General features: G+C 68.9%; 14 protein-coding genes. 4 read left to right on the forward strand and 10 right to left on the reverse strand.

Annotated features, from left to right (window positions below):
• Positions 1-205 precede the first annotated feature (205 nt).
• Positions 206-1,303, forward strand: a complete 1,098-nt coding sequence (locus ACV530_RS11640) for a S1 family peptidase (RefSeq protein WP_494332284.1) — start codon at positions 206-208, stop codon at positions 1,301-1,303.
• Between the two features lie 313 nt (positions 1,304-1,616).
• On the forward strand, positions 1,617-2,054 hold the full coding sequence (locus ACV530_RS11645) for a hypothetical protein (RefSeq protein WP_494332285.1): 438 nt from the start codon (positions 1,617-1,619) through the stop codon (positions 2,052-2,054).
• 250 nt (positions 2,055-2,304) lie between these two features.
• On the opposite strand, the gene ACV530_RS11650 is transcribed toward ACV530_RS11645, so the two are convergent.
• The 3 genes from ACV530_RS11650 to ACV530_RS11660 form a co-directional block, all read right to left on the reverse strand.
• Positions 2,305-2,682, reverse strand: a complete 378-nt coding sequence (locus ACV530_RS11650) for an SH3 domain-containing protein (protein WP_494332286.1) — start codon at positions 2,680-2,682, stop codon at positions 2,305-2,307.
• A gap of 130 nt (positions 2,683-2,812) precedes the next feature.
• Positions 2,813-4,363: an FAD-dependent monooxygenase gene (locus ACV530_RS11655; protein WP_494332287.1), complete on the reverse strand. Its 1,551-nt coding sequence runs from the start codon at positions 4,361-4,363 to the stop codon at positions 2,813-2,815.
• Positions 4,364-4,395: 32 nt separating this feature from the next.
• Positions 4,396-5,025: an acyl-CoA-like ligand-binding transcription factor gene (locus ACV530_RS11660; RefSeq protein WP_494332288.1), complete on the reverse strand. Its 630-nt coding sequence runs from the start codon at positions 5,023-5,025 to the stop codon at positions 4,396-4,398.
• A gap of 130 nt (positions 5,026-5,155) precedes the next feature.
• On the opposite strand from ACV530_RS11660, the gene ACV530_RS11665 reads away from it, so the two are divergent.
• A complete protein-coding gene (locus tag ACV530_RS11665) occupies positions 5,156-5,629 on the forward strand; it encodes an SRPBCC family protein (RefSeq protein ID WP_494332289.1) in 474 nt (157 codons plus the stop codon).
• Positions 5,630-5,631: 2 nt separating this feature from the next.
• Here ACV530_RS11665 and ACV530_RS11670 read toward each other — a convergent pair whose 3' ends face one another.
• The 3 genes from ACV530_RS11670 to ACV530_RS11680 all read right to left on the reverse strand — a co-directional run bounded on the left by ACV530_RS11670 (position 5,632) and on the right by ACV530_RS11680 (position 7,096).
• Positions 5,632-6,387: an SDR family NAD(P)-dependent oxidoreductase gene (locus ACV530_RS11670; RefSeq protein ID WP_494332290.1), complete on the reverse strand. Its 756-nt coding sequence runs from the start codon at positions 6,385-6,387 to the stop codon at positions 5,632-5,634.
• A 28-nt stretch (positions 6,388-6,415) separates the two neighbouring features.
• Positions 6,416-6,757 carry a hypothetical protein gene (locus tag ACV530_RS11675; RefSeq protein ID WP_494332291.1) on the reverse strand — a complete coding sequence of 114 codons (342 nt, stop codon included), beginning with the start codon at positions 6,755-6,757 and terminating at the stop codon, positions 6,416-6,418.
• A 72-nt stretch (positions 6,758-6,829) separates the two neighbouring features.
• The gene (locus ACV530_RS11680) at positions 6,830-7,096 is read right to left on the reverse strand and encodes a hypothetical protein (RefSeq protein WP_494332292.1); all 267 of its coding nucleotides are present in this window, start codon (positions 7,094-7,096) and stop codon (positions 6,830-6,832) included.
• Positions 7,097-7,308: 212 nt separating this feature from the next.
• Between ACV530_RS11680 and ACV530_RS11685 the strand changes: the two genes are divergently transcribed.
• A complete protein-coding gene (locus ACV530_RS11685) occupies positions 7,309-8,223 on the forward strand; it encodes a helix-turn-helix domain-containing protein (protein ID WP_494332293.1) in 915 nt (304 codons plus the stop codon).
• Positions 8,224-8,273: 50 nt separating this feature from the next.
• Here ACV530_RS11685 and ACV530_RS11690 read toward each other — a convergent pair whose 3' ends face one another.
• From ACV530_RS11690 to ACV530_RS11705, 4 genes are all read right to left on the reverse strand, one after another.
• Positions 8,274-8,627: an ASCH domain-containing protein gene (locus ACV530_RS11690; protein WP_494332294.1), complete on the reverse strand. Its 354-nt coding sequence runs from the start codon at positions 8,625-8,627 to the stop codon at positions 8,274-8,276.
• Between the two features lie 13 nt (positions 8,628-8,640).
• Complete coding sequence (locus ACV530_RS11695; protein ID WP_494332295.1) at positions 8,641-8,889, reverse strand: hypothetical protein; 249 nt, start codon at positions 8,887-8,889, stop codon at positions 8,641-8,643.
• Between the two features lie 31 nt (positions 8,890-8,920).
• A complete protein-coding gene (locus tag ACV530_RS11700) occupies positions 8,921-9,682 on the reverse strand; it encodes an NsdA family TPR-like regulatory protein (protein ID WP_494332305.1) in 762 nt (253 codons plus the stop codon).
• A 3-nt stretch (positions 9,683-9,685) separates the two neighbouring features.
• On the reverse strand, positions 9,686-9,925 hold a 240-nt coding region (locus ACV530_RS11705; protein WP_494332296.1), incomplete at its 5' end, for a transposase.

Raw genomic sequence — 9,925 nt, forward strand, 5'->3', positions numbered from 1 at the left:
CGTATCCGTCATTACCGCAGGTGGCGAGGAAGATGCGCGCGCATCATCACCCTTGCAGACGCCCCCAGGGCGCCCCTTACCTTGAGCAACGCAACGTAGCGCAACCATCCGAGTGCATAACGTAGTTGAGGGTGGATTGCGCCCGACATGTCCTCCGGGGCCGGCGGCCGCCCACGGCCCGACCCCACCATCTTGAGGAGGCAAGTTGAACACGCAGCGCCCCATCGGCCGGATCACGGCCACCGCGGTCACGGGCCTGGCGGCCCTCGCTCTCGCGGGCAGTCTCAGCCTTCCCAGTGCCAACGCCGCGTCCCCGGCCCGGCCGTCGGCCCCGCACGCCGCGCCGCGGGAGCTCTCCGTCGAGGAGGCCAGAACGCTCTCGGCCAGCCTGGCCAAGGACCTGGGCAAGGACGCGGCGGGGTCGTACTACGTCGCCAGCGCCAAGAAGCTCGTGGTCAACGTCATCAACGAGGCCGGGGCCCTGAAGGCGAGCCAGGCCGGCGCCGAACCCAAGACGGTCAAGTACACCCTGGCCCAGCTCAAGGCGGCCGGTGACGCAGTGAGGGAGAAGACCAAGACGCCGGGCACGGCCTGGGCGATCGACCCGAGGTCCGACAGGATGGTCGTCACCGCCGACCGCACCGTCGATAACGCCAAGTTCAACAACCTCAGTACGGCAGCCCGTGCGTACGGCGACGAAATCGACATGCGGCACACTCAAGGGGCGTTCAAGCCCCTTATGCTGGGCGGCGACGCCATCTTCACCGATAGCATCCGCTGCTCGCTCGGTTTCAACGTGACCGGCGGCGACGGTACTCCGTACTTCCTGACCGCGGGGCACTGCACGAACGCCGGCACCGTCTGGACCGACGCCAGCGGCACGCAGATCGGCAACACGGCCGCCAGCAGCTTCCCCGGCAACGACATGGGGCTCGTGAAGTACAACCCCGGCATCGACCACCCCAGTGCGGTCAACCTCTACAACGGGTCATCGCAGCCCATCACCCATTGGTCGGATGCGTTCGTAGGCGAGTCCGTGCAGCGCAGCGGCAGCACCACCCAAGTGCACGGGGGCACGGTCCAAGCCACGGGCGTCACCGTCCAGTACCCGGAGGGTACGGTCTCCGGCCTGGTCCAGACCGATGTCTGTGCCGAGCCCGGTGACAGCGGCGGTCCGTTCTTCGACGGCACCGAGGCACTGGGCACGCTCTCGGGCGGCAGCGGCGACTGCACCAGTGGCGGCACGACCTTCTTCGAGCCGGTCAGCACCGAGCTCTCGGCATTCGGGGTCAACCTCCCCTGACCAACGCACCGCCGCCCCCGCGCCGTCGTACGCAACCGCGTAGCGGGACCGGCGTCCGGGGGAACGCCCGGCGGATGACCCGGCCGAGCGGGCAGGTACCCGCGTGACAGCCCATGGCGTGGCAGCTCAACTTGGAGCGCGTAAGGACGACGGATGGCCGAGCAGCCGCCGGTGAACAACGGCCAGGCGCCGAGGGGAACCAGGGGCCACCCGGTCGGGTGGCCCCTGGTGCGAGACCATTCGCCCCTGTCGTGCTCATCACTCGCAGTCCAGCTTATGCCGGACAACTCACCACCTATCGAAGGGATTCTGCATGCGCACCAGAATCGCTGCTGTCACCATCGCTCTCACTGTCGGCCTCGGCGGCATCGCCCTGGCTCCCGCCGCAGGCGCCGCCCACCCGCAATCCGCATCGGCCACCGTCACGCGGGCCGTGAAGGCTCCCGGCTTCAACGCCGGCGGGACCTGGACCATGTACCAGAGCAACCTGATCAACTCCACGCTCACCGTGACCCAGGACGCCCAGGGAAACCTCACCGGCACCGCCACCAAGAGCAGCAACGGCGCGAAGGGCACCATCGAGCAGGGCTTCGTGGACGGCAACTACATCTACTTCGTCATCCCCTGGTCCGACGGCACCAGGGGCCGCTGCATCGGTTCCTTGGGAACCGACCGCCATCTCACCGGAGTCTCGACCGACCTGGCCAATCCCACCAGCCAGGCCACATGGCGCACGGAGCAGACGTTCTAAGCCCCCGCGCCTCAGCCCCTCCCTGAATCGCACCGAGGGCCGACGACGCCTCATCACGAGCGGAGCCGGCCCCGTTCCCGGTGTGCTCGGACTGCCCCCTCGTACGGTGCTCTTCCGCGTGCCGTTCGCGGCACTGGCGCCGGATGCGGCGGGCACACACGCCCTTTCCGACCGGTGAAGGCCGTCGGATAGTGCGAAGTGACGGGCTATTAGGGCAGGCGTGTGTGCGTGGCGCAGCGAGGGTTTCGCTCTACTTCTTGCAGAACGGCACCGGTGCCAGGTTCTTCACGTACCGCGCGGAGACGTAACCGGGCTTGCTTGCCAGCAGGTACCAGAGGTCGTTGCCCTGCACGGTCTGTCCGTGCTTCTTGCAGGACAGTTCGATCACCGAACCCGGCTTGAGCGCACCGAGGTACTTCGCAGAGGCCGTCGGCCGCTCCCTGATCGACAGCGGCTCCTTGGCGACCACCTTCCCCTTCGGCGGAGCCGCCGCGGCAACTGCGGTCACCGCCGACGCGTGGGTGACCGGCTCGGCACCGGCCGGTGCTGCCGCCGCCAGCGCACCCGCTCCGGCGAGCAGCGCGACAGCACCGGCAGCCGTCATGCGACGAATGGATGAATTGATCATGTTTCTCCCCTTTCGAAAGCAACTTTCCTTAACGGGAGGTACATCCAGTACGACACCCGGGGGAGCGAAATGGTTGCAGACGTCGCAGAGTTGAGGATGCGCGCCGGTACATGCGCTGTGATTCCGCCCCTCAGGCGGAGCCGAACCATCGCTGTGCGGCTGTCCGGAGCGCGTCCAGTTCCGCGGCGCTCGGGCAAGGGGAGTCCGACGCCCACGCCACATAGCCGTCGGGACGGAGCAGGAGGGCGGTGGCCGAGGGTGCGGGGAGCTGCGGACGGGCGGCGACGAGGTCCATGCGGTCGCCGCGGTCCGACAGCGCCTTGGTGACGGAGGCGTCCTCGGTCAGGTCGAGCAGGAGGGGCCTTGCGGTTCTGGCGAGTTCTGCCAGGCGGACCACACCGGTGGGGGAGTGCAGGGTGACGTCCGGTGCGAACCGGCCGACGGCGGGGTGCGCATCGGGGATGCCCATGTCGTAACGGACATCGGTGCCCGCGATGAGGTCGGCCAGGTGCTGGACGGTGTCCCGGTGGCCGAGCAGTTCGGTGAACAGCTCGCGCAGCGCGGTGATATCACCGCCCGGTGCGATCAGCGCGGACTGTGCCTGGGCGTTCATGACCATGCGGAGGGCGGCCTGCCGGCGCTCGGTGTCGTAGCTGTCGAGCAGGTCGTCCGGGGCCCCGCCGCGTATCCGGGCGGCGAGCTTCCAGCCGAGGTTGACCGCGTCCTGCAGGCCGAGGTTGAGCCCGGGGCCGCCGCCCGAGGCGTAGACGTGGGCGGCGTCGCCGACGAGGAACACCCGGCGGTCGCGGAACCGTTCGGCGACACGGGTGTTGCCGCCGGTCAATCGGCGCAGTACGTACGGCCCTTGGCCCGTCGGCGGACCGAGCGGCAGGTCGGCGCCGAGTACGCGGCGGACGCTCGCCCGCATCTCGTCGAGGCCCATGGGCTCCTCGCTGCTGGGCTGGTCCCACTCCGTGGTGCTGACCAGCGGCGGGTGGCCGGGGAACGGCGCGTAGGAGAAGCCCCCGTGCTCGGTGCGGCAGGGCAGGAACGGGGCGACGGTTCCATGGCCGGGCACGGTCAGGGCTCCGGTGGTGGGATCCACCCACTCCGCCGGGACGGTGACGTGTGCGGTGCGGGTGGTCGTCCGGTCGTAGCTGACGCCGGGGAAGCCGATGCCGGACAGCTTGCGGGTGGCGCTGTGCGCCCCGTCCGCGCCGACGAGATGGCGGGCCCGGAGCCGGTACTCCCCGTCCGGGCCGGCGACGTCGGCGGTGACTGCCTCGTCGTCCTGCGACAGGCCGACGAGGCGATGCCCGCGCCGGATGTCGACGCCGAGTTCGGCGGCACGTTCCTCCAGGACCTGCACGATGCGGCGCTGCGGCACGGCGAGGCCGTGGACGGGACTGTCCGGCAGCAGGCTCAGGTCCAGGCCCATCGCGGCGAACATGAAGGAGACGGAGTTCGGCCGCGGCGGCCCGGGGGCCCCGGAGAGGCGTTCGTACAGTCCACGGTGGTCGACCACCCGTACCACCTGCCCGAGCAGGCCGTTGGCCTTCGGTACCTCGCTCGGGACCGGCAGGTCCTCCAGCACGACGGGCCGGACGCCGGCCAGAGCGAGTTCGCAGGCGAGCATCAGCCCGTTCGGGCCGCCTCCCGCGACGACGGCATCGGTGATCACGGTCAACTCCTCGTCTTTGCACGTCGGTTCGGTTATGGCACTGGGAGGCCCGCGGCGAGCCGGTCGAACACCTCGGTCAGCACCGGTGCGAGAGGGACTGGGGAATCGGCCCGCAGGCAGTGCTCCACGGCCACCGCGCTGCCCGCGCAGACCACCGCGGCGACCAGCTTCGGATACACGTCAAGTGCCGCATCGGTACCGGTGCGTTCGGCGATCGCCTCGGCCAGTACGTCCTGCGCGGCCGCGTTCGCCTTGACGACCTCGCCCTGGAGCGCCGGCTCGGCCAGCATGAGCCGCAGTCCGTCCCTCCAGCGCTGGTCATGTGCCGACGGGCCGGTCGCCGTGCCTTGCGGCACGAACTGGGCAGACACGGCTTGGACGACCGAGTCCCACAGCGGCTCGCCGTCCGGCCGGGCGCGTACGTCGTCGGCCACCCGCAGCATGCGCTCCAGGTGGCCGGCGGCGATCGCTTCCGCCTTGCCGGAGAAGTAGTTGCGGAAGGTGCGTACGGATACGTTCGCCGCGGCGGCGATGTCCTCCGCTTTCACGTTGTCCCACCCGCGCTCGACGCACAGGCGGATCGTCGCCTGGCTCAGCGCGACGCGGGTCTCCCGCTTCTTGCGCTCCCGCAGCCCGAGTTGAGGGTCGTCTCCCTGTGCCATGACGGCTACCGTAGAGCAGAACTTGCCGGTTGGGCAATATTGCTGATGCGGCAATTTTTGACGGGCCGGGGTCATACGGCCGACGCCCGGGTAATCCTGGAATGAGCGGATTTCTCAGGGGGTTATGCCGATGCGAACCGAAGCCCCGTCGAATGCGGACCTCTTCGCGTGGTCACACGAGGAAAGCACCGTCGTCGCCGCGCCCGCCGAGCGGGTCTTCGGCGCCCTGTTCCGGGCGGCCGACTGGCCGCGGCACCTGCCCAACGTCGAAGCCGTCGACATGAAGTACGACGACGGGCGCCACCAGGAGTTCATCATGACGGTGGCCGCCAAGGACGGGCGCAGGCGAAGCCGGTTCGTCCGATACTGCTCGGCGAACCGCATCGACTACTTCCACCCGGAGCCGCGCCCCTACCTGCGGCACCACATCGGCTCATGGCGGCTGGAGGAGGCGGACGGCACATCCTGCCGCCTGGCCTGCATGCACGCATGGAACATCGAGGCATCGGCCACGGAGACTGCCGAGCGGATCCGAACCCTCATGGCCGAGCACGCCCAACGCACGTTGCACGCCTGGCGGCATGCCATGGAAGCCGCCGGCTGACCTCAGCGCATCAACGCCCCGCCGTTGATGTCGTACGTCGCCCCCGTGATGAACCCGGCATGCGGACCCGCCAGATAGACGGCCAGCCGTGCGACCTCCTCGGGGGTGGCGATGCGGCCCACCGGGACCTGGGCCGTCAACCCGGCCAGGACGTCCTCGCCGACGGAGCGGACCATGGGGGTGTCGATCATGGCGGGGGCGATGGTGTTCACGGTGACCCCGTACGGGCCGAGTTCGGCGGCGAAGACGCGGCTCAGGGCGATCATCCCCGCCTTGGCCGCTCCGTAGGCGGCGCCGGTGGGCCGGGGTGCCTGCCCGGCGATGGAGGCGAGGTTGACCACCCGGCCGCTGCCCCGGGCCCGCATGTCGCCGGTGACCTCGCGGGTGAGGAAGAACACGGCCCGCAGGTTGACCTCGAAGACCTGGTCCCACTCGGCGGGCGTGATGTCCCAGAGGGACTTGGTCAGGGCCCGGGCGGCGTTGTTGACCAGGATGTCCGGTGGCCCGTACAGCTCGCGCACACGACGACAACCGGCGGCGAGCGCGTCCAGGTCGGCCAGGTCGACGCCCATGGGGACCACCAGTTCCCCACCGGGGTCGGCCTCGTGGGCCATCGCCCGGTTCGCGTCCTCGTCCACGTCCCATGCTACGACCCGGGCCCCGGCGTCCCGGAAGGCGTGCACCAGGGCACGGCCGAGGCCGCGTGCGCTGCCGGTGACCAGGGCGGTCCGCCCGGCGAGTTCCGCTCCGTCCGACACCGCGTTCCCCTTTCCGCTGTCCGCGTGCTCAGGCGTTGCCGAAGAACAGCTGTCGGCCCATCCGGGCCTCGATCCGCAGATACCGCCACAGCCGTCCGTCACCGACGCGGGTCTCGCGCACGACGCCGCAGATCTCCTCGACCGCGGTCATGTCGGGCACGTCCGCGAGGATGTAAGAGGTCCACGGCCAGCCGGCCGACGCGCCGACCATGGCCCGGTCGTCGTCCAGTGTGCCCAGCACGGTGGCGCCGAAGCGCCCGGCGAGGTCGTCGAACGCGCCGGGGATGGCCTCGATCACGGCATCACGTTCCTCATCACCGGCGTTGAAGAACTCCTGGGTCACCGCGATACAGAAGAGCGTCCGGATCATACGGAGCGTGCACCCACCCCTCGTCGAAGATCACTTGCTGTCGGGCACGCTACCCGAGGGGCTTGTGGACGGTCACGGCAGGGAGAGCCAGGCCTCCACGCGGCTGACCGGTACGGCCAGGCCACGCGCTATGTCCTCCACCGCCGCCCCGCTCTCCCACAGCCTGCGCGCCTGCCTCGCGCGCACGGTCTCCTGCCGCATCTCCCGGGCCGTACGCGCCCCCTGAGCAGGGGACGGTTGCCGGCTCCGGTCGCTGTACTTCACCCAGCCGACGATGTCCTCCCGGCTGCGCCCCAGCACCTTCGCGATGACGGACACGCCGTATCCCAACCGGTGCATACGCCGCGCCCTTTCCAGCTCGCGCGGTAGGGGAACGCGCGTGGACCGCGTGGACTGACCGGACATACGGGCCCCTTCCGGAGGAGAGACACTGCACTGGCCCGAGCGTAGAGCTGGTGCGGCCTTTACGCGTGGGGTTTCTGCTTTGTCCGGCCGGGGGCCGCGAAAAGGGGCTTGATTCTCCACCTGCTGGAGGGATGAGAGTTGTCCTCGTGAGCGACCCCACCGAGATGCTGACCATCGGCGAACTCGCCGTGCGCACCGGAGTTTCCGTGCGCACGCTCCGCTTCTGGTCCGACAACGGCATTGCCGAGCCGACCGGCCGTACGGCAGGCGGCTTCCGGCTCTACGACGCCGATGCCACCGCCCGCGTCCTCCTGGTCCGCACCCTGCGCGAGCTGGGGCTCGACCTGAACACGGTACGCCGTGTGCTGGACCGGCAGGTGACCGTGCGCGACGTGGCCAGGGCACATGTGCGGGCCCTGGACGCGGAGATCCGCACGCTGCAGGTGCGGCGCGCGGTGCTGAAGCGGGTCGCTCGAGAGGACAGCACGACCGAGGAGATGAGAATGATGCACGAACTGGCCCGGATGTCCGCCGACGAACGGCAGCGGATCATCGACGACTTCGTCCACGAGACCTTCGACGGTGTCGACCCCGACGCACCCGGCGCCCACATCGCCCACGCCATGCGCGCCCTCCCGGCACACCTGCCCACCGAACCGACTCCCGAACAGGTGGACGCCTGGGTCGAGTTGGCCGAGCTGGTCGGCGAGGAATCGTTCCGGGAACGGGTACGCGAGATGGCCGTGGCCGGAGCGCAGGGAGCGCAGCAGCCGGAGGGCCCCGACCCGATGAAGGTCGTGGACCACGCAGGCCGGGCGGTGCGCGAGCACATCGCCCCGGAATCGGCCGAGGGCACGGAGATCCTTCACCGGATCGTCGAGCCGGGGCTGCCTGCGGCCGAACACGCCCGGCTGGCCGACCGGTTGGCCACCTTCACCGACCGAAGGGTGGAGCGGTACTGGCAGTTGCTGGGCGTGCTCAACGGGACGCCGCGGTTCCCCTCACATGTCGCGGCGTTCGAATGGCTGATTGCCGCACTGCGAGCGCACGCCCGGAGCTGAGAAACGCGGCGCAGTAGGCCCGCGCATGCGGGGATAGCCACAGGGAAAGGCTATTCGGGCAGGAGCTGGAGGTGGATGGCGAGGACGCCGAGGGCTTCCTTCTCGGGCGGGTAGATGGCGCGGCAGGCGGACAGGAGCTGATCGCGGTCCATGCCTTCGGCGCCAATCGCGGTGTTGTCCTCAGCGTCGAGCATGGCTCCGAAAGACGGGTATGCGTTGACTGCGGTGACGCGGGTGCGGCAGGAGGTGTCGCCGGAGGCGAACCGCAGCACCTGGCCGGCGCTGATCTTTCGCATGCTGGAGTAGGCGACGCGGACCTCGATGGTCTTGCGGCCGTTGGCGATCAGTTCCAGGTAGGGCTTGCGGATGTTGATCAGGCGTTCGCCAGAGTCTGGTTGGGCCATAGCCGGCTCTCCTTCACGAGGTGGTGGTCAGCGCGGGGCGGGCGGCCCGGGTTGCGGCGGCCAGGCGTTCGCGCAGGCCTTCGACGGCTGTCCGGCGGGGGTAGCGGCGGGTGAGGAAGATGGTGAGGTCGCCGGCCCGGCCCAGGACGGAGTCGACGACGCGGGGCGAGTCCAGGGCCTGGTGGCCCAGGGCGACGGCGTCGTCGGGGGCGCCGAACCGGCACACGTGACAGCCCCGGCCAGTCGAGGCCGAGGCTGTCACGTCGGCGGGATTGGATCTGCCGCTCCCCTGATTAGGCGGCCAGCGTCTCACGCGCTAGATCCGACAGCCACCGAGGAGAATCCGGGGCGCGAGTAATATCGCGCACTGTTGCTCGCAACCTGTGCCGACTTCGCCCTGAGGTGACGTTTTCGAGCAACGAAGGCAGCGTCACCAGGGTCGACTCGCATTCACGCCACGCTTGTCCAGACGCATAGGCTGTCAGCAGAGCGACGCTGTAATAGAGGACTACCCGCCTGTTTGAGTCACTCTCAATGGCAAGATCCAGAGCGCGTCGCAATTTCGGGACAGCTGCATTTGGTTCGCCTAGAGATAGCAGGGCTTCACCTTCGTGCCCCGAAAGTTCCCGGTCGTCGACCCACCACGTCCATGAAGGATCGCGAGTCGTGATCGAACTTGCCAGCGAGCTCCTCGCAACTGCAAATTCCTTCAAGGCCTGTTGCCGACGTCCCGTATCTGCAAGCGCACGTGCCTTTCGGATGCGTGCGAGCAGTGCAACGCGGGGAGGAACCCGGGAATCAGTGAGGATTTCCTCCGCGATACGAAGTGTCTCCCCGGGGCGTTGATGCTCGATCCCGTGCATCGCAAGCATATCTAGCGCGAACCAGGCCATTGATTTGTCTCCGGCATGCCGTGCCAGCATATGTGATTCAAGGAACGCTGCGCGAGATTCCTCTTGTTTGCCTGCGTCGAACAGCAGCCAGCCGGAAATTTCAGCGACTTCGGCCACGGTGGCCAGATACTCTGATTGAGCGTTATCGGGAACTAAGAGGATGTCTCACGTGGTGATCTTGGCGAGTTTCTTGTAGCAGGTGAGGGCGGCCGCGAGGCCGAGGAAGGCGAGGAAGTGGGAGCCCTTGCGTTCGTACCGGACGGTGAGGCGGCGGTAGCCGAACAGCCAGGCGATGGACCGCTCGATCTTCCAGCGGTGGCGGCCGAGCCGTTCGCTCGATTCGATGCCCGGGCGTGCGATGCGCGGGACGATGCGGCGCTCGCGGAGCCAGGCGAGGTGTTCGGC

This window comes from Streptomyces sp. SX-6, assembly GCF_059089585.1.

Excerpts from the sequence above, each read along its gene's own strand:
- ACV530_RS11645 (WP_494332285.1), top strand. The coding sequence starts at position 1,617 with ATGCGCACCAGAATCGCTGCTGTCACCATCGCTCTCACTGTCGGCCTC.
- ACV530_RS11650 (WP_494332286.1), bottom strand. The coding sequence starts at position 2,682 with ATGATCAATTCATCCATTCGTCGCATGACGGCTGCCGGTGCTGTCGCG.
- ACV530_RS11660 (WP_494332288.1), bottom strand. The coding sequence starts at position 5,025 with ATGGCACAGGGAGACGACCCTCAACTCGGGCTGCGGGAGCGCAAGAAG.
- ACV530_RS11665 (WP_494332289.1), top strand. The coding sequence starts at position 5,156 with ATGCGAACCGAAGCCCCGTCGAATGCGGACCTCTTCGCGTGGTCACAC.
- ACV530_RS11675 (WP_494332291.1), bottom strand. The coding sequence starts at position 6,757 with ATGATCCGGACGCTCTTCTGTATCGCGGTGACCCAGGAGTTCTTCAAC.
- ACV530_RS11680 (WP_494332292.1), bottom strand. The coding sequence starts at position 7,096 with ATGCACCGGTTGGGATACGGCGTGTCCGTCATCGCGAAGGTGCTGGGG.
- ACV530_RS11690 (WP_494332294.1), bottom strand. The coding sequence starts at position 8,627 with ATGGCCCAACCAGACTCTGGCGAACGCCTGATCAACATCCGCAAGCCC.